Raw genomic sequence first — 25,619 nt, 5'->3', positions numbered from 1 at the left:
CCTCTCTCTCCGCTTTAGGTACTCTGAAATGAACATCAGAGAGAAATCTAAGAAAATCGTAAGTATCATAGCTACAAGTAGTTATGATACTTTTCTTTTATACCCATCCCAAATTTCAGAGTATGCACGGAGGGGGCAGAAACTCCCAAAATGCTCTAAAAAGGCTACAATCAGGCTACACATTTTCAAGGCAAAATAAAAATGTAGCCAAGAGTACATACAGAGTACATAAGGAGTATGCGTAAATTACTGCTATTCAAACAAATATGTTGAACTTTGCAGCGTGATTACAGAGGTGTTTTTGTTACCATACACCACTTCGGGCAACAATGTGTCCGACAAGCCACGGCTACAGATGGCAGGTGTTAGGACAAGACTTCTGTTCAGGCTACAACTAAAAGCAGTAAAATGTATGAAAGCTATTTTCAGAGCAGTCTTCTATCTCAGAAGCAATTATGTGAACAAGGAGGGCAAGACCCCCGTCATGCTGAGAATTTATCTCAACAACGAACGCCTTTCCATCGGCTCGACGGGCATTGCTGTCCAACAGTCCCAATGGGACAGGGAGAAGGAACGGTTGAAGGGAAGGACAACTGAAGCACTTTCCACCAACCTCGAACTTGACAACATTCAGAGCGGACTCCAGACCATCTTCAAGAAAGTCGAGATGACGGACGAGGTGTCCTTGGAGCGTATCAAGTCGGAGTATCTTGGTAAGAAGGAGGATGTGGATACCTAATGAGCCTCTTCAATAAGCACAACAGTGACGTTGCACGGCAGGTAGGCGTGTCGGTCGAAGCTGCAACCTTACAGAAATACAACGTCTGCAAGAAACACTTCTCAAATTTCCTTCGTGACAAATACGGTCGATCTGACATCCGCCTGTCCGAACTCGGCTATATCGTGATACACGACTTCGACATTTATCTTAGAACGGTTGTCGGGCAGAATCCCAACACCGCCACGAGGATGATGAAAACTTTCAAGACAATCACCATTCTGGGCAGGAAACTTGGTGTTCTGCACCATGATCCGTTCCTCAACATCCGTTTTCACATGGAACCGGTCAATCGTGGATTCCTCACAGACGAGGAAATCCTTAAAATTGCCAACAAGGATTTCGGCATCGGTCGTTTGGAACTTGTAAGGGACGTGTTCGTGTTTTCGTGCTTCACGGGACTTGCGTACATAGACGTGTACAACCTCGCTCCGGAAAACATCGTCACGCTCAACGGCAAGCAGTGGATAATGACCAAACGGCAGAAGACGAGCGTGGAGACCAACGTTCTTTTACTCGATATACCCAAGAGCATCATTGCAAAATATAGTGGTAAGACCTATCGTGACGGCAAACTTTTCCCCATGCTGACGAATCAAAAACTGAACAGTTATCTGAAAGAAATTGCTGATATTTGTGGCATCAAGAAGAACCTGACCTTCCACCTCGCCCGGCACACATTTGCCACGATGTCACTCAGTAAGGGCGTACCCATCGAGTCGGTTTCAAAAATGCTGGGACACACCAACATTAAAACTACTCAGCTCTACGCCCGTATTACCAATAAGAAGATAGAACACGATATGAATGAACTGGCTGACAAGTTGGGTACTTTCAATACGGCATTAGGCATTTCCTCAAAATAATGTATATAACCCTAAAATTTTGAATTTATGACAACAATAAAGAAAGAACTTTCCTACTTCCGTCTGAAGTTGGAAGCATATCTCGGAGACCATTTTCCTGAGAGAGTGAATGACAATGCGTTTGTAACCGCTCGCGCAGACGAGGCATTGACGGCTTACTGCGATGCCGTGGCGCAAGGTTTCTCCTACCCCGAAGCAGAGACGATGGCAAGCGAGGTGCTGTACCACAACCTGCACTTCTCAAAGTATGATACCCTTGTTTCCGTGCTGGAGCAGGAGTTTGAGAAGGAGCTGCCAAGTCCGCTTCCCGAAAGGTTAGCACTAATTTTACTGAACAACAAGGCAATTCAAGCGGTATTTGCCAAGTACGAACTCACAGACAACTTTGCGGCAGGTACAGAATACGACAAACTGTACACCGAACTGACTGGTACAATCGTGCTGCTCATTGAGGTCAATGGTCTGCCGACGATAGGCGGTGAGAACATGGCTTGATACTTCACCATCGGAGGCTTTTGTAGTGTCAAGAGCCAAGATAAACGCTCCACACCACACGTCAAGAGTTTTTCAAACACTTGTCTTTGTGTAGTGTGCGCATCTTGTTGTCGCTCTTGAAACTATTAAAAGCCCCGATTATGAAAACAATCATCATGAATCAAGACATTCATCAGCCCGCCTTCATCAAGGCAGACGCATCGTATAAAACCGAGAAGAACAGGCAGCCACCGAGTTCTCCCAAGCAAGTCCGCCGCTTCGGTTGGACACGCTTCATCGAACTCGCTGTTCTGCTTTCCATCGTTATCGGTGCGGTTTACCTCATCTCGAAGATAGTTACGCCGCAAGTCGTAACCGCCGTTTCGGTTATTCTCGGTTTCCTGATACTACGCTTCATTGTCAGAGTGATACTGCAAGTAACCTTTACAATCCTGCGTTGGCTGTTCTGGCTTGCCGTCATCTTGGCAATCCTGCTCTGTGTGCTCTAAGGCACAAGGAAAGATATTCTTCGATTCATTCTTCTTTCTGGGTGGTTATCTCGATTTGAGGTAGCCACCCTTTTTCGTTTTCCATACTGGCGTTGCACTTTCGCTTCTCACGTCCACATATTCCACTTTGATATGCCATAAGTCGGTGCTGATTTCTTTTTATTCGCAAAGGTAGTAAGGGGCTACGGCTTGCACAAGGTCAGTGCCTTTGGTTTGTACGGAAAATCTCCACACCTACATTTCATTTCGGGTAGTATTTTCCTACAAAACCTTGTGCCGGCTGCGCCCCCTACCTTGTTCTTGCTACAAAAAGGAATCAGCATACTCCGATCTTTGGACGCATAAAAAAAATGTCATTATGGAACAGCAGAAAGTAAATATCACATCTTCGATGAAGAAAAAAGGATATAGCTCCTCCTCTCATTACCGCATAAGTTCGGTGGTTGATGAAAGTGAGCGTTTGGTGGCAACTAAGTTTGTGCAGTGGGATGTTGAGCCTTTGGAAACTTTGAGCCACAGCAAGGTTTATTTATTGCGTGTGAAACTCAATCGTGGGGAGCGAATGAGCCGTGAGGAAAAGAATTGGCTTGCCGAAGCGGTGAACACTAACACCTACTTCCGTACAGCCGTACCCCTTATGGGTTATCGGTTTGACTTTATGGACGTATTGAAGAAGTATTTGGTCAATCAATACGGACATTGGGCAGAGTATTACGCACCCGACAGAACAAGCCTAAGAGCCTACCTATATGGACGCATCAATCAAATAGTAGAAATTCCCAAATATTAAACGACTATGAAAGGAACAGAACATTTTACGAGAGCAATAGCCGAGTATCTCAATCAGCGTGCAGCAACAGACCCTTTGTTTGCTCCCAACTTGATGAAGCCTAACAAGAGCATAGAGGAGTGTGTAACCTACATCTTGAACCAAGTGCAGGCGAGTGGCTGCAATGGATTTGAGGACGATGAAATCTACTCAATGGCGGTACACTACTATGACGAGGATGAAATTGAAGTAGGAATGGAAATCACTTGCAGAGTGGCAGTAAATCATCTTGTAGAACTCACAGAGGAGGAGAAAGCCGAAGCAAGGCAAGAAGCCATCAAGCAGTACCAACGTGAGGAACTCGCCAAGATACAGAGCCGTAACGCAAGACCACAAAAGAAAGAAACGGCAGAGGTTGCACAACCTTCATTGTTTGACTTCTAAAAAGCAAAGACTATGGAACGATACGATTTAAGCGAAGCACGCATCTATGTAGGCACTTACGCCAAGTACAACGAAGGCTCACTAAGAGGTAAGTGGATAGACCTTTCAGAGTGTTACGACCAAGACGAGTTTATGGAAGTATGCCACGAACTCCACCAAGACGAGGAAGAACCCGAATTGATGTTCCAAGATTGGGAGAACATACCCGAAGAACTCATTGACGAGGGGCATTTGGATAGCAACTTCTTTGAACTGAGGGACGAGTTGGAGAATTTGGACGGTATGAATGTGAGTGCCTTTTGGATATGGGTAGAGAATACCGGCAAGGATTTAACCGAGTCCGTCTATTACCTAATGAGACAATTCAATTCCGCTTTTGTAGGCAGATATGTGAACAAAGAAGAGTTTGCAAGGGAAATAGTAAGTATGGAACACGAACTATCCGAGTTTGCAGAACGATATTTCGATTATGACAAGTATGCGGACGAACTCTTTGACGAGGGGTATTGGTTTGAGAGTGGATATGTATTCCGTGACGAGTAAAACAAGGAGGACAGAAAATGAAACCAAGAAATAAATATGAGAAGGCAGTCCTTGCCGAGAGTAAGCACCTTCGCCCGATAACCAAGACACAGAGCAAATGGGCATTCCGTGAATGTATAGACCATTTCGCCTACCGACTGCCCAAAGGTCGCACAATGTGTATGGATTGTGGGCATAGTTGGACAATAGAAAAGCCTACGGACACTTGCACCTGCCCCCATTGCGGGGCAAGGTTGCAGGTCAAGGAAACCTTTCAACGCAAGATTAGGCAGAAGCAGTACTTTACGATACTTACCGCTTGCGGAGAGTACCAAGTACTAAGAATGTTTCTTCTTTCCGTGGAAATGGAGAAAGGTTGCAAGGCATCTTCATATACCTTTGAAATCGGTCAGTATTGGTGGAACGCACAAGGAAGAAAAACGATTATTGCCGTTCAACGAACATTAGGCAGATACATTGACACCTTTTCTTTCTGTTCGCCAATGGCAGTACGCAACGACAACGAAGCCTACCGCCATATATCATACTCACCGATATATCCCAAGTTCAAGGTTACGGACACACTCCGCAGGAATGGTTTTGAGGACAACTTCCACAATATAGTGCCTACTGAACTCATACCAGCATTGCTTTCCGATAGCCGTATGGAAACCTTGTTGAAGTCGGGGCAAATCCCGCTACTCAAATTCTTCATGCACAATGGTCGAAGAAGCATTGATAGCTATTGGGCATCTATCCGCATCTGTTTGCGAAACGGCTACCATATAGAGGACGGAAGTCTATGGTGTGATATGGTGGATATGCTCAATCAATTAGGCAAGGATATTCACAATGCCAAGTATGTTTGCCCCACCGACCTAAGAGCAGCGCACGACCATTACCAAACCAAGCGCAGGGCAAGGCAGGAGCGTGAGAACATTATCAAGAAGCGCAAGGAAGCGATGGAAGCCGAACAAGCATACAAGCAACTCAAAGCAAAATTCTTTGGCATAGAGTTTACTGACGGCATTATCCGCATCCACATTTTGGAGAGTGTGCAGGAGCATTTAGAGGAAGGCACGGCAATGCACCATTGCGTATATGACGCACACTATTACAGCAAACCGCAGTCGCTTATCTTCTCTGCCACAAAGGACGGAGAGCGCATCGAGACCATCGAGGTATCATTGGAAACGATGAAAGTGGTGCAAAGTCGTGGCGTGTGCAACAAGAACACCGAGTACCACGAGCAGATACTAGCCTTGATGCAAAAGAATATGAGAATGATAGCGCAGAGAGCAACCGCATAACAATCCATTAAACAAGGGAATATGAAAGTACAGGTAGAAGGCATTATTTGTAATTGGGCAGATGAGATACCCAACGTCATCGTGAGAGTTATCAATGCCATAAGCATAGCCGAGAACAAGGAGGAGTTGCAGACCGCACTCCTCCAAATCTCCCAAGAAACGGAACTTGACAAGTTCTTTGTCTATGGTTACGGAGCGCATCACTTTTGGCTCACTCATCGCAGGTTATCGAATGGCGAGCCGATGGAACACAGATTACTCATTGCTGAATTTTGAAAATATGGAAAGAAAAGTTTACAGAGTACGCACCCAATACGTTTTTGAAGGTGTGTTTGAGGTAGTAGCCACAAACCGAGAGGAAGCCGAGCGCAAAATCCTTGAAGATTGTGGTATGGTGATGGGCAGAGGAGTACATACCATCCTGTCCGATGAACAAATCAACTGGGCTTTTGAAACCCACCCCGAAGAACGGATAATTGAAACTATTGAAAAGTCCTAACACAATGAGCCACGCAACCTCAAAAATTGCGTGGCTTCTTTTCTTTCTCTTTGAACAAGCAGGCGACCAAAGAAAAGAAGCAAAAGAAAGTCGCAAGAGTTATTTTGCCAATATTATATATCACACAAAATAAAAGATGAACCAAATTAGATTTTAGATGGAGTCCCTTCCTATTTGGGATGCATCTCAATCTGCCCCACACGATAGTTTTCGTCTATCTTGTGGATACGGAAAATGAAGACTCGCTTATTGTCAGCAAGGAAGTTGATAAGCACTGTGTCGAACTTGTCAGCAGTGATGTAGTTCTCTTCTATATTGTAGTCAGCTAGCGCTCCAGTAACCACATCTGCGATACGGTTAAAATCATCAAAGAAAGGCTTCACCTTGTCGTCAGGAGTGGAGGTACAGAACTGAAACTGTTTACCACCAAGCATGTTGTGCTGATAGAATCTGAATATCGGCACAATTATATTATCCTTGCCTGAGATAACTTTGTCACGGTCGCTGAACCATCCGAATATCTCTATCGGCAATTTCTCAAGAACCTTCACCGATACATATGCCCCGAGAAATGCCGTAATCAAGATGTCGTTGAACAATTTAATGTCAGGATTCTTGCCGTTAAGCGTTGCGAGTTGCTGGTTTATTGTATTCACCACTTTCTCATAATGCTTTAGAATTTCTTTATTGCAAGCCGTTTTCTTCCATTCTTCATAGCAGTCGCATATCATTTGAAACGTTTCTTTGACTTTCTTCAAACATTGGCCGTACGTTCGAGCAAGGAAATGCTTTCTGTCGTTGAACACAAATGAGAATACCAACACGTTTTCGTTCTTCAAGTAAGACAGGAAGTCTTTGTCCACCGTGTTCGTCTTCTTGATGTCTGATGGTTGCATGTCGTGAATCTTCTGTTGCATTTCAGTGTACTTCGCTTCGTTCTCAAATGGCATAAGTACAAAAGTCATCACATCATTGGCTTTATTCTTGTCATCAAGGCAATAGTCACTGAACATCAGCCACTTGCTACAACTTGAGTTCTTGTGTTGATACTCAGCAATTACACCTTCCATCTCCGCATTGGCGAAAAACTCATCTAACAAAACATGTATAGGATGCTTGGGGATTTTACAATTATTCATAATCAAAAATATTTATTGTAAATATACTATAAAAAATCAAAAAGTCCAAATTATTGATGTTTTTTTTGCAGAATTAGGTATGCGTGTAACATCTTCCTAAGCAAAATCTCTACTTATTTGACAATTAGGGTATATAAAACAGGGCAAACTCCACATTTCGTCGTTTGACCAATCCATTCAAAACTTTTCCTTTGTACCTGCAGAACGAAACATACTCTCGATAGAAGTTTCTATCTCCAGCCTCTATCTTTCGCAGTAACCTACTCTTGGGGTGCTTACCATAACCAAGCAATCGCCCCACACCCACATTGTAGGCAAGCAAGGTCAGCAGCAGGGCATCCTTCCCATAGCCTTTGAAGTGTTCAAAGCATTTCCATAGGTCAGTACGGAGCAGGGAGTCCGCCTGCCGTTCCGTCATATCCGCCGTGAAGTGTTCTCCAGGTTGCAGCTGATGCCCATATCCAACATACGGATAATTCTTCCAGCCGTGCATGCCCTCAAAGTATTTTACTACGACTACCGCACGTTCAAAAGGTGGCAAGTCTGCCAGCCGCCCCCTGCGCTGGGCAAGGGTCGACTGACAGAACAGGCAGAATACACAAAGTAAAATGAAAGAATTTATCGTTCGCATCAATTACGTTCTTAGTGGTGAGAAGATGCAGGCTTATCCTTGCCCTCCTCACGCTCGTTGTTGAAACTAAAGGTTAGCTGCTGAACCTTACCGAAACTATCCTCCACATATACATCAATCGTCTGGCGGTCGGCAGAGAGCGAGGTGTAGTACAAACGGAACACATCCTTCGTAAGCGGATAGCGGTCGTTAGGCTTGAACACTATGCCGTTGTCCATCCTTAGCAAGCCTTTGCCGTCAGACTGGAAATAACGTATCGTATAGCGAGTGTCGGCAAACTCACCGCCCCGCTTCAGCGTGCAGCGTATCTCAGCCGTCTGCCCCCTTATGATATCCTTCTGAACCGGCATTGTCTCCACCGTAAACGGATAAGACTGCTGAACATCCAACTCCCTATCACAAGCAGATAGGCAAAACACGGCAAGGGTCAGCACACCCATTACCCAAATCGTATTCAATATCTTCTTCATCTTTTCTTCTACTTAAAAGTTAAACCTTAGTCCAGCAGAAACAGCCGGACGGAAACGATGCACGTCCGTTCCAAAGAGGAAACGGCCCTGCGCTTTGACAAGAAAGAGAACCCTGTCTGTTAGGAACACTTCCGCCGAGCCATGCACGACACCGCCATAGACAAAGTGGGAACGGTCGAGCAGCGTCGCCCCATCGGGCAGCAGCTTTTTATCCTCGTTCAGCTGCTCATAGCCACCCAAAGCGGATATGCCCCATAGAGAAATACATTCTTGCCATTGTCGGAGAGAACAGGGTGCATATAACCCATCTGTAAGAGTGCATCCTTGAGCTTTACGTTATAACTTCTGTACGGCATATTCTGCTGTTCATACTCTGCCATAACAAAGGTATAGTTCTCACGACCCAGATAGTGGGTGAGTGATACTCCCATGCCGAAATTGTCAGCAGCAAGGAACTTTTCACCCTTAATAAGCGGAACACTCCCTACGACCTCTATGCCCCTTTGCTTGGGTATCAGTCGCTGTGCCTGCGATGGCAAGCTAAAAGCCATTGCCAACGCCACGCAAGCCGATAAAATGATTTTCTTCTTCATAATGCCTACCATTTGAGTTTGAGGTTATCAATCTTCTTTGCCAATTGCAGGTCTTCTGCCGTTACATAAAAGGTCAGCGTACGACCGCCATTTCTCTCATAGAGCGTCACTTCAAGCTGCTTGTCTTCTGCGAGAGAAAACTGCTCGAGCGCAAACACAGTGTGTTCACTGCCCATGCCACGCACCTGCATCACCTGATGATAGGCACGAAGTGGCTGCAATAGCTGCTCCTGTATAGCGGTACGCTTTGCCATCTTCTTATCAACCACCTTAAATGTGATAAAATCCACCGAGTAAGGCATATTCGTGCCGTTTTCCATTCGAGTGTGGAAATACAGCAAACCGTTATGGGCATACAAGCCACGAAGCAGGAACTTCATGCCGAACTGCTGTGCACCGATATGCTTGATACTACGTCTGTCGTTCTGATAGATAGTTTGCATCATCAGTTTTACTAATACAGGCGACTCATTGCCGAGTTCCTTAAAGTAAATATCAGAGCGGTTGCTTGGCAGCCGTCCGTCCGTTGGTGACAGGAAGTCCTTCATCTCAATGCTGAGCTTCTCCGGCTCATTGGCATACTTTACGTTGAAAACATAGAAAGAGCCATCCTCACAGATGACACTCATATTGGTCTCCGTTTCAAAGTCCTTCACCGAAGCCTTTACACGCAGTACGTTCTCTGCATCCTCCGCTTTTCCTGCGATGATATTCTGCGAACCTAAGTCTACATAACGAATGGCAGAAGGGAAGATAAGATGTACGGTCTTGTCAAAGGTTACGTCCAGACCATACGGCAGTACGACACGCTCCGTTGGAATGGCACGGCTCATACCTTGAAAGAGCTCTCCCGAAGTAAGCGGACGGCTTGGTGTCAGACCATCATTGTTTTTCTGTGCTGTGGCTGTTGCTCCCACCAAGGTAAGCATAGCCATTGATAAAATAATTTTCTTCATTGTTCCTTTTGTTTTGATGTTATTTTTTACTTATCATTTTCGATTGTTTTATTTGGACTGAACCAAGAAAAGTCGGTAGGCACCTTTAAGTGTTACCTTGATAGTGCGCAGCTTCTTCTGAAGTAGCTGACTTGCACCCTGCATCACCCCACGGGCAGCCTCGGAGATAATCTGGTCTTTGGCAGAGGAAGCGAAGGTAAAGGAGGTTCCCATTGAACCGCCGATGTTCGCCCCAACTTCCTTAAGCGCATTGATATCCTCCGAACCTGGTATATACACTCCCTCCTGTCCGTCTGTATCGTATGCCGAGAGCTTGACGGCTATGATATGCCCGTCCACCTCAATGCTTTTGATAAGTAGGTGCATACGATTACCTTCTATCTTAGCGACGGCTATTAGTCGGCTTTGACGTGGAATGTGCAGTCCCTGTACCTTGGCACTTTCAAGCAGACGGAGTACGACATTGTCACCCTCCTTAAGAACTGTAGTCCTGTCCACTACTACTTTCAGCGTATTGCGCATGGTAGGTACAGCCGTGCTTGCGAGCGAATGGAAACCCAAGTTGCGAGCCTTTTTGCCGTATTCCTCCATAAAGTACACATCGCTCATAGGCTGGTCAAGTGAAGATACTAACTGCCTACGCTCCGGCAGCACCTCCATTACAGGCTTTTCCTTCTGCATGGTCTTGCCCTTAGCGGCTTCAGAGCCACCTACAGCTCCTTCCGTCTTCTCTTTTTCAGCAGTCAGACCATTATTGAAAGTAGGTGGAGTTGATGCTTTAGGGAGATACTTCGCTGCCATCTGATAGCTCTTTTCCATCAAGGCAAGCTGTCGTTTCTCTTCATCGTCCTCCCTGCTGCTCTTGGAGGATAGTTCCTTTTTAAGGTTATCTATTTCCGAGCGCAAGGCTTCACGCTCCTCTTCGTGTGGGTCGGGAGCGTAAAAGGAGTTTAAGAGGCGATTATTCTCCTCATAGCGATGCATAGAACTTTCTATCTTTGCCGTAGATGCTGCTGTCTCTGCACGCTCCGCCTCTGATGGAGCAGTATTCTGTGCGAAATAGTCTGATAGTTTGCCCATCTCCTCACGGGTCTGTTCCTCCTCGTGTGCCTTGTCGCCTAATTCGTAGGCTTTGAGCTTGTTTTCGGTGAGTTTTTCTGTCGTTGCCTGCGGGATGCTGTCATTGAGTCCCTGCTCTGCTGCAGTCTTATCCTTGCCCGAAGGTGCGAAGATAAACCACATCGAGAGGGCAAACAGCAGTCCCAGTCCTCCGAAGACCAAGCCTTTTTTCATTTGTTCTTTCTGTTTATTATCCATTTTCTTTGATTGTTTGATGATGTTGTAGGTAAAAATTGCCGTGTAACTCATGTAAAGTACTGTCCGTCCGTATCGGACTGTCCGTCAGCTTTCCCGTGGGGATGGGTAGTTTCTCCTTCTTTGGAGGAAGGAAGAACTGTGCTATCATCCAAAGCGAGCAGAGCAGATAGATGAAACTCAGCCCATAGACGATTTCCTTTCTCTGCTTTATCGTGAGCCTTTCACACCGATGGCGGAGCCACAGGTGAAAGCGCAGATAGTGACGTGAGAATAAAAAGTTTCTTTTCCTTGCCATAGCCTTATCGTTTATAAGTCTGTATGTCCCTGTTCTCCTTCACAAGGAAGTTCTCCATCAGGAAGCTGCGGGTTGTTGTCCGAACGGACGGAGTTCTGCAGCGTGCAGGTCGTAATGAGACTACGCTCTGTAACATTGCTCTGACGGACGATAAACTCCCGTGCATAGGTCGTTACCGCATAAGGGTAAGTATTAAAGTTGCAGTGGATAGAGTCCACCTCTATGCGCTGATTGACATTACCCGATATGGCACGGTTATAATAGCCCTTCTCTGCCAAGTCTTTGTAATAGTTGAAAGCCGATTTGTCACACAGCACGAAAGCACGCTCCATATTCTTCTCAATGGCATCCTTGTCGGGCGCAATGGTGAAGAACAGCTCATGGAAGCGACGTACATGCTCCCTTGCCTCTACGGGACGGTTTCGGCTTGCATCCTGACTGAGGGCAAGCATGAGCGACTTTCCCTGGTCAAGCACATAGATTTTCTCCCGTTGCTCCTTGGCGAAGCTGTACGAGGCATAGACGGCATAAACGCTCACTGCCACGCAGACGATGGCAAAGACAAAGGCGTAGAGCCTTATCTGTCTGAATGAGGTCTCGATATTGTTAAGTGATTTGAATTCCATTTCTTTTTCCTTTTATAGCTGTTGGTTTATTAAGCATAGTTGCTCGATTTCTATTTTCCTTTGAGCAGTGCACCCTTGATGCGTCCACCGACATTTCCCACAGCAGCACCTGCGCCAGCCATAGCAGCCTTGCCACCGGTATATGCGCCTTGCGCACCATGCTGTGCTGTCTGGTTGACATTACGACCGTATGAGCCGATACCACCTCCAGCTTCGATAATCCAGCCTGCCACGGTAGGTACACAGAAGTAGCCTACAATACCGATAAGGAAGAAGACGATGTAGTACCACGTTCCCGAATCAGGTAGGTAGTTAGGGTCACTGAGTGCTTCTATATCCTTCTCTATCATCAGCACTTGTATTTTCGTAAGCAGTGCCGTAAGAATAGAGCTGACAGGTAGCCACAGATAGACCGATATATAGCGTGAGAACCATGCCGTAAGTGAGCCAGCAAGACCATCCCATACGGCAATGCCGAAGACTATCGGACCGAGAATGGCAAGGACGATGAGTATGAAGGTGCGTAGCGTGTCGATGATAAGTCCTGCAGCATGGAACAGAAGTTCTAAAAGGTCGTGTACCATCTTCATGATCCACTGCTTGGTCTGATAGGCAGCACGCTCGGCATACATACCCGCTATCGTCACGGCATCTTCAGGTCCGATGATACCCATTTCCTCTATTTTTTCATCGAACTTCTCGTTGGAGACAAGGTAGCTGTCTCAGGATTTCTAAGGTAGGCTTCCTCTTGCAGCTTGTCTCGCTTGGCAGTAAGCTCGGCAAGGTTCCCCTCCTGCTGGTGTACCATCATCTCCGTTCCCTGCACTACGGGCGAGAGAACGGCATTCATCGTACCCAGTACGACTGTCGGAAAGAACATGATGCAAAAGCCTAAGACAAAAGGTCGGAGAAGTGGAAAAACATCTATCGCCTCGGCACGGGCAATGGAAGCCCATACCCGAAGGGCAATATAAAAGAGCGCACCCAAGCCTGCAATGCCTTTGGCAATACCCGTCATCTGAGCACAGAGCGGCATCATCTCGTCATAGGTTGAGCGTAGCAGCTCATGTAAACTGGCAAAATCCATAAGCAAGTGTGTTTAGATGTATGAATGACCAATTACCAATATCTGCTTTCCGTATTACCATAGAGCGCTTTGACAGAAGCAAGATTGTTCTTTTCCCTTGCACGCACGTAGCTCACGGAGATGTTTTTCCTTGTATAGTATGATACAAGCGAGCGGTTTTCTCTCAGCGTAGTATAGATACGGTCGATTGCCTGCATTCGTTCGTGGTCGTTCATCGAGAAGACATTACTCTTAACAATGGATTTTAGTTCCTTGAGACTCTCACCGCTCTGTTCCAGAAGTTTGGCATAGCCCGAAGCCATCGCAGCGAGTTCTGAAGGGCGGAAGTTCTTGTCCGAAAGCATTTTCTTATACGAGGTGACGTAAATCTCCGAGATGTCACCCACCATAAGGATGCACTCTTTGACCTTATAGGCATCACCAATCAAGTTGTTCACCTTCTTCAGGGCATCGTAATACTTCTTGGTGTCGTTGTAAAGTTTCTCCACCTCCTTGAACCCGTCAAGGGTATTCTTCACCGTCTTCGAGGCAGTCGCTATCTCCTTGACCGAATTAACAATGTTACCGGCGAAGTTGCCAGGGTCGGTTACTACCCACTGTGCGTGGGCTTTGGGAACAGAAAGGCTCAATCCTAAGAGAGCCATGAAAATGTACTTTTTCATTGTTACTATAGTTTTGATGGTTTGTACTTATTTCTTTTTATTGTTTCTTTTCTCTATGGCAAGCTGACGGATAGCCGTTTCAATATCACCACCAAGCTGTGCCGCCCTGTTCATCACCTCCACCTTCTCGGTTTCCTCTGTGGTGTAGGTCAGGTACTCCTCCATGCTCACTTCCGTAGCATAGACGGCACTCTGCATACCGCCCAAGCCTATCCACACCTCCTTGTATAGTCGGTTCGGGTCATTGTTCTGGTTGATGGAGAGTATCTGGCTCTTTTCCTTTTCAGACAAGCCGAGCATCGCCTGTATACCATCGAACTTAGTCATATACTTGCGCTGGTCGAGCAGTATCTTGCAATCGGAGTTGTTGATGATGCTCTCCTTGACGATGGGCGACTGGATGATGTCGTCTACTTCCTGCGTTACGACAATGGCTTCTCCGAAATACTTTCTCACCGTCTTATAAAGATACTTGATGTAATCTGCCATGTTTGCCGAAGCAATGGCTTTCCATGCTTCCTCAATGAGTATCATCTTGCGGATACCCTTTAATCGGCGCATCTTATTGATAAAAGCCTCCATGATGATAATCGTTACCACAGGAAAGAGGTCCTTATTGTCCTTCACTTGGTCGATTTCAAAGACGATGAAGCGTTTAGAGAGCAGGTCGATGTTCTTGTCCGAGTTCAGCAGGAAATCATATCGACCGCCACGATAATATTGCTTGAGTGTCGTTAAGAGGTTATTGATATTGAAGTCCGAGAGCGTCACCTTGATGTCTCGCTTTTCCATATCCTTGCGGTACACGTCCCGCAGGTACTCATAGAAGGTATTAAAACAGGGTGTAACGCTATGGTCAGCACATATCAGCTCGATATAGGAGTTTACGGCTGAACCAAGTTCACCAGCCTCGGTCTTAGTGATATGCTCATCTGCACTTTTCCAAAGTGTAAGCAGTAGCGTACAGATACTCTCCCTTTTCTCTACATCGAAGAAGTAATCATCCGTATAAAAGGGGTTGAAAGATATAGGACTTTCATTGGTATAGGTGAAATATACGCCGTCCTCACCTTTGGTCTTGCGGTGGATAAGTTCACACAAGCTTGATATGAGTTACCCGTATCGACCAAGAGGACGTGCGCCCCCTGTTCGTAATACTGGCGTACCATGTGGTTGGTAAAGAAAGACTTGCCACTACCCGAAGGACCCAAGATAAACTTGTTACGGTTGGTGATGACTCCCTTTTTCATTGGTAAGTCCGAGATGTCCAGATGAACAGGTTTTCCCGAAAGGCGGTCTGCCATCTTGATGCCAAAGGGTGAGAGCGAGTCCTTATAGTTCGTCTCTGCCGTAAAGAAGCAGAGGGCAGGCTCGATGAAAGTATAGAATGACTCTTCTGCTGGAAAGTCTGCCGCATTGCCGGGAATACCCGCCCAGTAGAGCGTTGCCGCATCAATGGTATTGTGACGTGGGTGGCATTCCATAAGAGCAAGTGCAGAGCCTACGTCATTCTTGATTTGGCGAAGTTCTTCCTTATCGCTGCTCCATGCCAGTACGTTAAAATGGGCACGGATAGATGTCAGTCCCTGTGAGTGAGCAATATTGAGATACTCCTGTATCCATTCCTCGTTGATTTGGTTGCTACGGCTGTAGCGTGCCAGCGAGTGCATATTCCTTGCCTGCTTCTCGAAGCGTTCAAGATTGGCGTCGCTGTCTTCGATGAAGAGATACTGGTTATAGATATGATTGCAGGGCAACATCAGCCCCACGGGAGAGGCAAAGGAAAGACGGCAGTCGCTTCGGTCGGTGGATAATCGCTCATATCGGCTGTCCGTGCTGACTGTTGTAGGCAGGTCGTCCGTATCGGAAAGTGTATGCAGACAAATCATATTGTCGCCCACACGCACAAGGTCTGCGCCCAGACGGATGTCCTCCAATGAAGCATGTCCCTCTTCAGAAAGGGAGAAGTAACGGTCAAGCAGACCGCCCTTTTCATTTGTGCCAACTAACTCGTCTTCAGTCATGCGGACAATCCTTATCTGCTCGGTATCATTGATGATACGCTCGAACTGGTCTACGGCTTCTATAAACTTCATCACCTCCTCCTTGTTGGTGATTTCCTTGGGCAACAGATGTCCACGGCAGAGTGAAGAGAAGTTGCTCTGCTGTGCCATGCGCTGCTTGTTGGTCTTGGTAAGGAAGAGATAGACTGAATGGTGTAGATACGGACGCTCGTTGAAATGCCGTTCAGAGGAACGGGCAAGGAAGCTCAGTCCGCCATCGGAGAGCTTTCCTTGGTAGTCCTCCTTAATGAACCAGTCCTGCTTGTGTACGATGCTGTAATTGGGTAGCACTTTTATAGCCTTATGCCAGGCAGAGTGCATTGCCTCGTATTCTGTAGAAGTGACGGTAAAGAGTTCGGGCAGCTCCACACGGAAAGCCACCGTGATGTCAGCATCTTTGCTCACCATGCAACCCTGCTCTATGGAGAGCAGTGGAAACTTAGACTCCAAGGTGGTTATCTTGCTTTTATTTCTCATTGCTTCGCTTTCTTTGATTGAAGGTTACAGATAAGGTGGCAGACCGTACGGCGGTTTACAAGGTAGCGTGGGTGCATACGTATTGCTCCTTTTTTCATCAGCCCATATTGCCCATACTTTCTATTCATGGTGAACGTTTGCCATACCACAAGGCTGGCACCCACTACACCTATGACAAGACAGGTAATTTGGCTGACTCCACAGAGATAGAGCACGACAACGAGAATGAAGACAGCCAGCAAGCCTCCTGCAAAGAGGAAGAGGTACTGCGCCTTCAAGCCCTTGAACTCTACCGTCCGGCCTACACCCTTGTTGATTTCAAATGCTGCCATCGCCTTACAGGAAGAAACTTCTCAAGATTGTAGCAGCCACAATGAGGAAGATACACGCACCGAACCAAGAAGCTGCGGTCTTGCTCGTGTCGGGGTCACCACTTGAGAACTTGTTATAGACTTTTATTCCTCCAATCAGACCTACTACGGCTCCGATAGCATAGATAAGCTTTGTACCTGGATCGAAGTAGGAGGTTACCATCTTTGTGGCTTCATTGATACCCGCCATGCCGTTGCCCTGTGCGTATGCTCCTGTGGCAGTGGCGGCTATCAGGAGCAGCATTGTGATTTTCTTTTTGTTGTTCATTGTTCTTTTTATTTTAAGTTGTTAAATGAATTGTTTTCTTTTGGATAGAGGTGGTAAGGGGCGGCTCGGTTTTATTGTATGACTGATATTGGTTGATTGTTTTACTTTTGAGCCACCCCCTGCATTCCTCCGAAATATGAAAATCAAGAAACCATTTTTACAGATAATAGGACAGCGGTCGGTCGTCAGCATCGCCCACTGCTGTGTCAGATATGCCAGAAACAGGAGGTGTTGAGTTTTGTGATGATGGCATTGCTGGTTGAGCATTCTGTTCTTCCTTTTCTTCCGCCTTACGGATTTTCTCCAATAGCGAGGCTTGTTCACCCAGCATCTTGGCGATGTTTTCTTTGTACTTATCCAACAGGTCTGAGTCTTGAAGCTGCAGAACGGTCTCTTTGACTTCTCCCTCATCAGCCTCCTCACTGTTCTTTGCCCACTTTTGCAGGCGGACTAAGTCACGTGCGAGGACGGACTGCTCCGAAATTTCGGCTTCGCCCGATGTGGACTCGATGGGCAGGCTTAATTCCTCACGGGCGACCTCATTCTCGTCCACTCTCTCCATCTCGAAATCAACGTCCATTTCGTTGTCCTCTTTCATTTCTTCCTCCTTTTCGGAGTTCTGCGGTGCAAAATTATTATTATTCTGCTCCGAATTTTCAGATGATGAAACAGAGGGAATTTGTGGGATAATCGGGGAAGTGGAACGGCTTTTTCCAATCAGTACAAACTCGGCTTGCTCTATTGTTCCTTTTCCTTTCTGTCCGTCTTTTTTCTTCGTTGCTTCTTTCTTCTTGATATCTTCATCGCTCTTTCCGTTTTTCTTGATAATGAAGTCATACGGAGATACATACCGCATATAGAAATACAGGATACCAAGCATCATCCAAATGATGATGAGTACCAGTATAAAACTGAAAAGTATTGTTTCCATCATAGTGTTATTGTTGTTTTACGTCTTTGCTTTGCTGCTGCATTATTGAGAAGTTCCTGATGTTCCCGCAGATGCTCCCGGAGGATATTATCAATATAGGAAGCAATAGATACCCTTTCTCCTAAGTCTTGTAGCACATTGCGCAGGTTCTGTAATGTCTCCAAATTGATGGAGAAAGCCGTCCGCATTTGCGAACGTACGGGATGAAAGTATAGGGAACGGTATTCCTCTATGGAAAGGGACGACCTGCCAGACTTTTCTATTCTCGGTTTTCTTTCTCTTTTCGGTTCCGTGTTCCCGATTTCCTCTCCTCCAGTTTCGTCTGTTCGTTCTTCTTTTGCCGTCTTCATTTCTTCCGAACTTTTGTCTTCCTCTCGTGATGTTGCGAGGGAAGGCTCGGTGTCCTCGGATGGATCGAAGGGGTTGGGAACCGTGACAGGTTTCACCACGACATTGTCCTCTGCCATTTTCTTCAGCTTCTTTTCCAGTTGCTGTTTTCTTTCCTCAATCGTTGCCATTTTCTGTTTTCGTTTTTAGTTTGAGACGTTGAATTATCTCGGAGACGAGTTCATCCAGCCCCGTACCCGTTCGCAGTCCCTTTGCAGGAGGCTGATAGGTGGAACGGAACACACCACGCAGCCCGTATGTGGAGAGTTCGTGGGAGAAGCGGTGCGTGGCATATACATAGCCGGGCAGGAGCGTGAGCTCATGTCCTTGGATGAGCTTCGTGTATTCGTCAATGATGACGTTCCTCACCCTTCTGTCCACCTTGTTCCAGAACAGGATAATGTCCTTTATCCGTGAGTCGGACATTGAGACACCAATATCCGTGATGGTCTTGGCGTATGCCATGCAGGAGACGAGCGACTGTATGTCGGCTTCAAGTGGAGATAGGATATAGTCCATCTGAAGGGACAGTTCCATCAACTCCGTTGTTCCTGCATGACCGGGAAAATCGAACACAACCAACTGGTACTTCTCATTGCTGATAGCGTCAATCTTACTTTGTGCTGTCTTGACGGCTTCCTTGGGGCTGGACTTGTAAATTCTGTATGCCTTTTTGCCGAGGTGCTGAAAGAATGCCTGCATGGACTTGGAAAGTTCCTCGCTTCCCTGAATGACACTTTTCTCACGTTCTCTCAGCTTGTAAAAGGAATCCTGCGACAGGTCGCAGTCCACCACGAAGAGGTTGATGCCCTGTTCGTAGTACAATATGCTGCTTACGATTTCGGCAAGCGTGCTTTTTCCGACTCCTCCCTTTTGCGAGGAGAACCCCAGAAAGATGGGGCGTTGTTGTTTGTTCTCCATAATGATAATTTCTTAGTTCATATTACTTGTCTATTTGATGTTTGGATGTGCTCTCATTCTTGAGAAGTATCAGCAGACAGTTTGTTCTGGCTGCGTATGGTTCGTGCGATAGTCTGAAAGGACGATTTATAGTTCTTGCTATCTGTTGTACTGACAATAGTTTGTCATGACAACAAATTGTTATGAATATGTTTCGTTCCTTCTTGTCATCTTTGGTGTAAGCCAACGGTAATACGATATATCTTTTGCTTGTGTTATCATACCATTGTTCGCTCGTTCTGACTGCAAAATAAATGATATTTTGGCTGATTATATGACACCAATGAAGTGCAGGGAAATGCGAGGAAAAAGAGTGAATACCATTGATAATGAGATATTTGAAAACTCGCCGTAACTTTGCAGGCGAGAATAATACATGGAGGTAATATCCCGAAGCAGACACCCCACGAGGGTGGATACTTCAATCGTATCAACTCTTGATATTGGCAAGGTGTGTCTTTGTAACACAAACTTACAGTTGTACCACAAAGACCCTTGCCCCAAAGGGGATTAAATCACTCCAAAGTCGTGATTAAAGAAAAGTAAAGCTATGGATAAGGAAGAGAAATCTCGTTCAGAGAGAAAAAAAGCGGAAAAGCCACGCTGGGACAATTGGCACGTGCGGTTGCCCAACCCCAAAGACCAGCAAAAAGTCATTGAACTTTTCCATAAATCCGGTGCAAAATCGAAGTCTGATTTTGTGCGTGGATGTATTCTTGGAGGGAAGTTCAAGGTGATAACAGTGGATAAATCCGCTGTGGACTATTATCGTAAACTCTCGGAATTGATTGCCGAAAATCATCGGATAGGCGTACTCTACAACCAAACAGTACGCGCAATAAACTCTTATCACAGCGTGAAAACTGCACAGATTTTACTTGAAAAATTGGAAAAAATCTCTGGTCAAATCATCACGCTACAACAGAAAGCCATCCAACTGACGGAACAATTTGATAGTCGATAAAGGAATATGATTGCAAAGATTTCTTCTACCGAGAACCTTGGGGGAGCATTGGGATATAACTTCAAAAAGGTGCAGCACAACGAAGCGGCAGTCCTCTGCGTGAACGAACTTCGGAAAGGCTTCGATGGCACTTTTCAAATGGATAAGGTACTTGCCGATATGCAAAAGGCGATACCAGAGCAATGCAGGACAAAGAAAACGGTTTTTCATTGCTCACTCAATCCGCACCCGGATGAGAAACTATCTGATGAAAGGCTCACGCAGATTGCGAAGGAGTATATGGAGGCACTCGGCTATGGCAATCAACCCTACATCGTCTTTAAGCATAATGACATTGCCCGTGAGCATATTCACATCGTTTCGCTTCGAGTGGATTTCGATGGTAATAAAATCAATGACAAGTTTGAGGGCAGGCGAAGCAAGAAGATTACTAATGCTTTGGAAAAGAAATATAACCTCATTCCAAGTTCAAAGGTCAGTGAGAGAACAACAACAGAAACACCAAAGGTCAATGTTGTGCAAGGGAATATCAAGGAACAAGTGGCAAATACTGTTCGTTCTGCGATGAAGCATTATACCTTCTGCTCCTTAGGTGAACTAAATGCCGTTCTGCGTAAATACAACCTTGCAGTAGAGGAGGTAAAGACCGAGTATAGGGGCAAGCAATATGACGGGCTGGTCTATGTACCTACCGATGACAAGGGCAATAAGGTGAGCACGCCCATTCACGCCTCGGACATAGGCAGAGGTGTGGGCTATACTGCCGTTCAGAACAAGATGCTGAAGTCAAAACAGATGGTTAAGCCATTGATACCAACTGTCAGAAGAAAGGTATTAGAAGTAATGCGTACTTCTCCCCACACAGAGGAAAGACTTCGACAAAGATTGGAGAAACAAGGCTTGCAAGTGGTAATCCGAAAGAATGATAATGGACGCATCTATGGAATTACATTCATTGATGATGAAAAAGGTATTGCGCTCAATGGCTCTCGATTGGGTAAAGGATATGCTGCCAATAAGTTTAACGAGTACTTCTCTAACCCGGAGAATAATCCATTCTTGGATGAATCGCTTTATGGAAAGATTGATACCACCTTTCAACAACAGATGCAGACAATACAGTCTGATGAGCAGGAAAGCGACAATCTTGTCGATGAATTTATCGACAATATGGTAGGAGAATCCTTCTCTTCATCGGGCAATGATGATTGGAAAGAAGCGGCATGGCAACGCAAACTTCGTAAGCAAAGTAAGGTAAAACTTAAACGCAGGAAGCGTTAATGGCACCATTCAAATGGTAATCAAAGATTTTTCAAATAGTATTCAAACGATATTCTAACAACAATAAAATAGCATTATGGCACAAGAAGACGATTTAAGGGCATTGGGTAAGGTTATGGACTTTATGCGGGGAATTTCAGTGATTTTCCTCCTGATTAACTGTTATTGGTTCTGCTACGAGGCATTTCAGTCGTGGCACTTCACACTCGGCATCATCAACAAGATACTGATGAACTTTCAACGCTCCACGGGATTGTTTTCATCAATCCTTTGGACGAAGCTGTTTTGTGTGATATTTCTCGCCTTATCCTGCTTGGGGACAAAAGGCGTGAAGGAGGAGAAAATCACATGGCCAAAGATTTGGACGGTGCTTTTCGCTGGTTTTGTGCTCTTCTTTCTGAATTGGTGGCTGTTGGCATTGCCCATAGGTAAGGTGGGTGCTGCTTCGCTCTATATCTTCACGCTTTCTTTGGGCTATATCTGTCTGCTAATGGGCGGTGTGTGGATGAGCCGACTGCTCAAAAACAACTTGATGGACGATGTGTTCAATACCGAGAATGAGAGCTTTATGCAGGAAACTCGGTTGATGGAGAACGAATACTCGGTAAACCTTCCTACACGATTCTACTATAAGAAGAAGTGGAACAAGGGCTGGATCAATGTAGTTAATCCCTTCCGTGCATCAATGGTACTCGGCACCCCCGGCTCTGGTAAGTCGTATGCTATCGTGAACAACTACATCAAGCAGCAGATAGAGAAAGGCTTTGCCATGTATATCTATGATTATAAGTTTCCCGATTTGTCGGAGATAGCCTACAATCACCTGCTCCATCATTTAGATGCTTATAAAGTCAAACCGCAATTCTATGTGATTAACTTCGACGACCCTCGCAAATCACATCGCTGTAATCCCATCAATCCTGCCTTTATGACAGATATATCCGATGCCTATGAGAGTGCCTACACCATTATGCTCAATCTCAACCGCTCGTGGATTCAGAAGCAGGGAGATTTTTTCGTCGAATCACCGATTATCTTGCTTGCCGCCATTATCTGGTTTCTGAAGATATATGAGAACGGCAAATATTGTACCTTTCCCCATGCCATCGAATTCCTGAACCGTCCCTACGCACAGATATTTCCGATACTTACTTCCTACGATGAGCTTGCCAACTACCTTTCTCCCTTTATGGATGCTTGGGAGGGAGGAGCGCAGGAACAGCTACAGGGACAGATTGCGAGTGCCAAGATACCGCTTTCACGCATGATTTCTCCTGCCCTCTATTGGGTGATGACAGGTGATGATTTCTCGCTTGACATCAACAATCCCAACGAGCCGAAAGTACTTGTTGTGGGCAATAATCCCGACCGCCAGAATATCTACTCGGCAGCACTCGGACTTTACAATAGCCGTATCGTAAAGCTCATCAACAAGAAGAAGCAACTTAAAAGCTCGGTAATTATCGACGAGTTGCCAACGATTTACTTCCGTGGATTGGATAATCTCATAGCCACAGCACGAAGCAATAAAGTGGCAGTTTGTTTGGGTTTTCAAGACTTTTCGCAACTCACCCGTGATTATGGCGACAAGGAGAGCAAGGTAATCCAGAATACGGTGGGTAATGTGTTCTCAGGGCAGGTGGTTGGAGAAACTGCCAAAACACTCTCGGAACGCTTTGGCAAGGTGCTTCAACAGCGACAGTCTATGACCATTAACCGTAATGACAAATCCACCTCTATCTCCACACAAATGGATAGCCTTATCCCTGCAAGCAAAATCAGTAATCTCACACAGGGAATGTTTGTCGGTGCTGTGTCCGACAACTTTGACGAGCGTATCGACCAGAAAATTTTCCATGCGGAGATAGTGGTAGATAGTGCCAAGGTATCTGCGGATATGAAAACCTATAAACCCATCCCCAATATAACTGATTTTACTGACAAAGAAAGCTGCGACACGCTCAAAGAAACCATTGAAGCCAACTATCGTAAAGTGAAGCAAGAAATTCGATCGCTTGTCGATTCAGAAATTCAACGGATAAAGCACACGCCAAGCCTTGCCCATTTAGTAAAAGATTAGCAGCCTTATTCTAATACTGCCGTATAAATATGAGCAAACGTTTGCATTCTGTATTTTTCATTATTTTTCCGGAAATTGCTTGTAATTTTGGGGAAAAATACTTAAATTTGCATCATATTTTCAAAATAGGAAACATATTTTTCCGTAAAGTTATGTACCTTTGTCGGCAAATAAAGATATTCTCGTCAAACAAATATAAATAATATAAACATGGAAAAAAACAGAAAAAAACAAATCGTAGTTTTGAGTATAGCTTTAGTTTGCATTTTCATCTTGGTATTTTCATTGTTCCATAAATCAGCGACAAAAGATAGCGCAAATCCTCCTTTAACAAATGTTTTGACTGATAGCATTTCTCAAATTGTCTCAGCTTGTCCTGGCGAAATTGGTGTGGCGGTTATTGTTAATAACAGAGATACGGTTAAGGTCAATAATAAGAGTGTTTATCCTATGATGAGTGTGTTTAAGGTTCATCAGGCATTAGCTCTTTGTAATGACTTTGACAATAAAGGAATTTCACTTGATACCTTAGTAAATATAAATAGGGATAAACTTGACCCAAAGACTTGGAGTCCTATGCTGAAAGATTATTCAGGGCCAGTCATATCATTGACAGTGAGAGATTTGCTGCGTTATACTCTTACTCAGAGTGACAACAATGCAAGCAACCTTATGTTTAAGGATATGGTTAATGTCGCTCAAACAGATAGTTTTATAGCCACACTCATTCCTCGTTCAAGTTTTCAGATAGCTTATACGGAAGAGGAAATGTCGGCTGACCATAACAAGGCTTACTCTAACTATACATCTCCTCTTGGTGCTGCAATGTTGATGAATCGTTTGTTTACTGAAGGTCTTATCGATGATGAGAAACAAAGTTTCATTAAGAATACGTTAAAAGAATGCAAAACAGGTGTAGATAGGATAGCAGCTCCACTTCTTGATAAAGAAGGGGTTGTTATAGCGCATAAGACAGGTTCAGGTTATGTTAATGAAAATGGTGTTCTTGCAGCTCACAATGATGTTGCCTATATATGTCTGCCTAATAATATCAGTTATACCTTAGCGGTATTTGTTAAGGATTTCAAGGGAAATGAATCACAAGCGTCACAATATGTTGCGCATATATCAGCTGTAGTATATTCTTTATTAATGCAAACTTCAGTAAAATCTTAAACTGCACTTGCTTTGATAATTAATGATAAACAATCTAAAAGCACTCTAATCGTTATCGGAGTGCTTTTAGATTACTAATCAAATTGCTTCTATTATAATTTGAATCCTCTACTTTTTCTTTCTTCCTGTTGCGGCACTCTTGCTCCATATCTAAGCCTGTGCCATTGCTCCCTGAACCAGTCGGCAATCGGCTTCCTGTTTATTGTCAGGTTCAGCCTGCTTTCATCGTCAGGGTCATTTTCCACCCTTAAAATATCATCCTTTATATCAAAGTTCCGCCTGTGTTGCTCGGAATAGATTTTACCGCTACATTTCAGGGCTTCTTTTTTGACTATAAGACTTTCAGTCATTTCTTTAGAGAATCCCAGCATGGCACAAAACTTTTCCATGCGCAGCATTTCCCTGAACATCGGAAACCACCTGAAAGCCTTGTCTATGATTCTGGCGAGCCGTGACAGTTCTTTTTCTTTCATGTCAAGTTCCTGCCTGTGCATTTCTCTGAGATTGTGGATTTGCGTATCATGCTGTTTCTGCATCTGCTGTACTTGGCTCTGCAATTTTTCAATATTGGTGTTCCGTTTTGAAACCTCGTCTTGCAGTTTTTCGTTGGCACGTTCCAGTTCTTTCAGTTTTCCACTCCCGAAAAGAGAAGCAACTCCACTAGTTATGGCTGTCGCTGCCGTGGTGGCTGTCTTCTTTAACTTGTCAGTGCGT

Annotated in this window: 25 protein-coding genes and 6 pseudogenes; 14 read left to right on the top strand and 17 right to left on the bottom strand. The window is 45.1% G+C overall.

Annotated elements, in window-relative coordinates; translation table 11 throughout:
- From JCM15124_RS16765 to JCM15124_RS10890, 10 genes and pseudogenes are all read left to right on the top strand, one after another.
- The coding region (locus JCM15124_RS16765) for a hypothetical protein (RefSeq protein ID WP_232220170.1) at positions 1-199 on the top strand (199 nt) is incomplete at its 5' end.
- Positions 200-412: 213 nt separating this feature from the next.
- Positions 413-1,644, top strand: a pseudogene (locus JCM15124_RS14190) (site-specific integrase).
- Positions 1,645-1,671: 27 nt separating this feature from the next.
- On the top strand, positions 1,672-2,139 hold the full coding sequence (locus tag JCM15124_RS10930) for a DUF1896 domain-containing protein (protein WP_021584772.1): 468 nt from the start codon (positions 1,672-1,674) through the stop codon (positions 2,137-2,139).
- A 140-nt stretch (positions 2,140-2,279) separates the two neighbouring features.
- Positions 2,280-2,627, top strand: coding sequence for a hypothetical protein (locus tag JCM15124_RS10925; RefSeq protein WP_024999447.1), 348 nt, complete (start codon positions 2,280-2,282; stop codon positions 2,625-2,627).
- A 358-nt stretch (positions 2,628-2,985) separates the two neighbouring features.
- Entirely contained in the window at positions 2,986-3,417 is a 432-nt protein-coding gene (locus JCM15124_RS10915; protein WP_006948377.1) for a hypothetical protein, read from the top strand.
- Between the two features lie 6 nt (positions 3,418-3,423).
- Positions 3,424-3,840, top strand: coding sequence for a PcfK-like family protein (locus JCM15124_RS10910; RefSeq protein WP_021584784.1), 417 nt, complete (start codon positions 3,424-3,426; stop codon positions 3,838-3,840).
- Between the two features lie 12 nt (positions 3,841-3,852).
- Positions 3,853-4,383 (top strand): antirestriction protein ArdA, encoded by a 531-nt coding sequence (locus JCM15124_RS10905; RefSeq protein WP_004380965.1) that lies wholly within the window; start codon positions 3,853-3,855, stop codon positions 4,381-4,383.
- A gap of 17 nt (positions 4,384-4,400) precedes the next feature.
- Positions 4,401-5,672 carry a PcfJ domain-containing protein gene (locus tag JCM15124_RS10900; RefSeq protein ID WP_021584777.1) on the top strand — a complete coding sequence of 424 codons (1,272 nt, stop codon included), beginning with the start codon at positions 4,401-4,403 and terminating at the stop codon, positions 5,670-5,672.
- A gap of 21 nt (positions 5,673-5,693) precedes the next feature.
- The gene (locus tag JCM15124_RS10895; protein ID WP_004378742.1) at positions 5,694-5,948 is read left to right on the top strand and encodes a DUF8466 domain-containing protein; all 255 of its coding nucleotides are present in this window, start codon (positions 5,694-5,696) and stop codon (positions 5,946-5,948) included.
- A 4-nt stretch (positions 5,949-5,952) separates the two neighbouring features.
- Positions 5,953-6,171, top strand: a complete 219-nt coding sequence (locus JCM15124_RS10890; RefSeq protein ID WP_007136036.1) for a hypothetical protein — start codon at positions 5,953-5,955, stop codon at positions 6,169-6,171.
- Positions 6,172-6,341: 170 nt separating this feature from the next.
- On the opposite strand, the gene JCM15124_RS10880 is transcribed toward JCM15124_RS10890, so the two are convergent.
- From JCM15124_RS10880 to JCM15124_RS10810, 16 genes and pseudogenes are all read right to left on the bottom strand, one after another.
- A complete protein-coding gene (locus JCM15124_RS10880) occupies positions 6,342-7,310 on the bottom strand; it encodes a hypothetical protein (protein WP_024999446.1) in 969 nt (322 codons plus the stop codon).
- A 124-nt stretch (positions 7,311-7,434) separates the two neighbouring features.
- Positions 7,435-7,941 (bottom strand): glycoside hydrolase family protein, encoded by a 507-nt coding sequence (locus JCM15124_RS10875; protein WP_024999445.1) that lies wholly within the window; start codon positions 7,939-7,941, stop codon positions 7,435-7,437.
- 11 nt (positions 7,942-7,952) lie between these two features.
- Complete coding sequence (locus tag JCM15124_RS10870) at positions 7,953-8,411, bottom strand: DUF3872 domain-containing protein (RefSeq protein WP_004378738.1); 459 nt, start codon at positions 8,409-8,411, stop codon at positions 7,953-7,955.
- A gap of 12 nt (positions 8,412-8,423) precedes the next feature.
- Positions 8,424-9,016: pseudogene (locus JCM15124_RS14185) on the bottom strand (conjugal transfer protein TraO).
- Positions 9,010-9,960: a conjugative transposon protein TraN gene (gene traN, locus JCM15124_RS10860; RefSeq protein ID WP_021584774.1), complete on the bottom strand. Its 951-nt coding sequence runs from the start codon at positions 9,958-9,960 to the stop codon at positions 9,010-9,012. Before traN ends, JCM15124_RS14185 begins: the two are co-directional and overlap by 7 nt.
- 48 nt (positions 9,961-10,008) lie before the next feature.
- Positions 10,009-11,277: a conjugative transposon protein TraM gene (gene traM / locus JCM15124_RS10855; RefSeq protein ID WP_021584789.1), complete on the bottom strand. Its 1,269-nt coding sequence runs from the start codon at positions 11,275-11,277 to the stop codon at positions 10,009-10,011.
- Entirely contained in the window at positions 11,270-11,572 is a 303-nt protein-coding gene (locus tag JCM15124_RS15475; RefSeq protein WP_021584776.1) for a hypothetical protein, read from the bottom strand. The genes traM and JCM15124_RS15475 overlap by 8 nt, the downstream gene beginning before the upstream one ends.
- A gap of 4 nt (positions 11,573-11,576) precedes the next feature.
- Positions 11,577-12,198: pseudogene (traK, locus tag JCM15124_RS14180) on the bottom strand (conjugative transposon protein TraK).
- 50 nt (positions 12,199-12,248) lie between these two features.
- Positions 12,249-13,285, bottom strand: a pseudogene (gene traJ, locus JCM15124_RS14175) (conjugative transposon protein TraJ).
- Positions 13,286-13,317: 32 nt separating this feature from the next.
- Positions 13,318-13,947 carry a DUF4141 domain-containing protein gene (locus tag JCM15124_RS10840; protein ID WP_021584786.1) on the bottom strand — a complete coding sequence of 210 codons (630 nt, stop codon included), beginning with the start codon at positions 13,945-13,947 and terminating at the stop codon, positions 13,318-13,320.
- A gap of 27 nt (positions 13,948-13,974) precedes the next feature.
- A pseudogene (locus JCM15124_RS14170) lies at positions 13,975-16,487 on the bottom strand (TraG family conjugative transposon ATPase).
- On the bottom strand, positions 16,484-16,819 hold the full coding sequence (locus JCM15124_RS10830; protein ID WP_018911126.1) for a DUF4133 domain-containing protein: 336 nt from the start codon (positions 16,817-16,819) through the stop codon (positions 16,484-16,486). Before JCM15124_RS10830 ends, JCM15124_RS14170 begins: the two are co-directional and overlap by 4 nt.
- 4 nt (positions 16,820-16,823) lie before the next feature.
- Positions 16,824-17,126 carry a DUF4134 domain-containing protein gene (locus JCM15124_RS10825; protein ID WP_004378854.1) on the bottom strand — a complete coding sequence of 101 codons (303 nt, stop codon included), beginning with the start codon at positions 17,124-17,126 and terminating at the stop codon, positions 16,824-16,826.
- Positions 17,127-17,283: 157 nt separating this feature from the next.
- The gene (locus tag JCM15124_RS10820) at positions 17,284-18,060 is read right to left on the bottom strand and encodes a hypothetical protein (protein ID WP_021584798.1); all 777 of its coding nucleotides are present in this window, start codon (positions 18,058-18,060) and stop codon (positions 17,284-17,286) included.
- Positions 18,057-18,575, bottom strand: a complete 519-nt coding sequence (locus tag JCM15124_RS10815; protein ID WP_004378856.1) for a DUF3408 domain-containing protein — start codon at positions 18,573-18,575, stop codon at positions 18,057-18,059. Before JCM15124_RS10815 ends, JCM15124_RS10820 begins: the two co-directional genes overlap by 4 nt.
- The gene (locus tag JCM15124_RS10810) at positions 18,562-19,365 is read right to left on the bottom strand and encodes a ParA family protein (protein WP_021584794.1); all 804 of its coding nucleotides are present in this window, start codon (positions 19,363-19,365) and stop codon (positions 18,562-18,564) included. Before JCM15124_RS10810 ends, JCM15124_RS10815 begins: the two co-directional genes overlap by 14 nt.
- A 589-nt stretch (positions 19,366-19,954) precedes the next feature.
- Between JCM15124_RS10810 and JCM15124_RS10805 the strand changes: the two genes are divergently transcribed.
- The 4 genes from JCM15124_RS10805 to JCM15124_RS10790 all read left to right on the top strand — a co-directional run bounded on the left by JCM15124_RS10805 (position 19,955) and on the right by JCM15124_RS10790 (position 24,905).
- Entirely contained in the window at positions 19,955-20,368 is a 414-nt protein-coding gene (locus JCM15124_RS10805) for a plasmid mobilization protein (RefSeq protein ID WP_004338348.1), read from the top strand.
- Positions 20,369-20,374: 6 nt separating this feature from the next.
- Complete coding sequence (mobB, locus tag JCM15124_RS10800) at positions 20,375-21,649, top strand: conjugal transfer protein MobB (RefSeq protein ID WP_004338346.1); 1,275 nt, start codon at positions 20,375-20,377, stop codon at positions 21,647-21,649.
- A 76-nt stretch (positions 21,650-21,725) separates the two neighbouring features.
- Positions 21,726-23,729, top strand: coding sequence for a conjugal transfer protein MobC (mobC, locus tag JCM15124_RS10795; RefSeq protein ID WP_004338344.1), 2,004 nt, complete (start codon positions 21,726-21,728; stop codon positions 23,727-23,729).
- A gap of 210 nt (positions 23,730-23,939) precedes the next feature.
- Positions 23,940-24,905, top strand: a complete 966-nt coding sequence (locus JCM15124_RS10790; RefSeq protein WP_004339683.1) for a CfxA family broad-spectrum class A beta-lactamase — start codon at positions 23,940-23,942, stop codon at positions 24,903-24,905.
- A 92-nt stretch (positions 24,906-24,997) separates the two neighbouring features.
- Here the strand turns inward: JCM15124_RS10790 and JCM15124_RS10785 are convergent.
- Positions 24,998-25,619 (bottom strand): annotated as a pseudogene (locus tag JCM15124_RS10785) (mobilization protein); the annotation flags it as partial.

This window comes from Prevotella falsenii DSM 22864 = JCM 15124 (assembly GCF_000613945.1).
Lineage (GTDB): Bacteria > Bacteroidota > Bacteroidia > Bacteroidales > Bacteroidaceae > Prevotella > Prevotella falsenii.
Note: the sequence above shows the minus strand (reverse complement) of the source record. Positions and strands in the feature narration are given on the sequence as shown.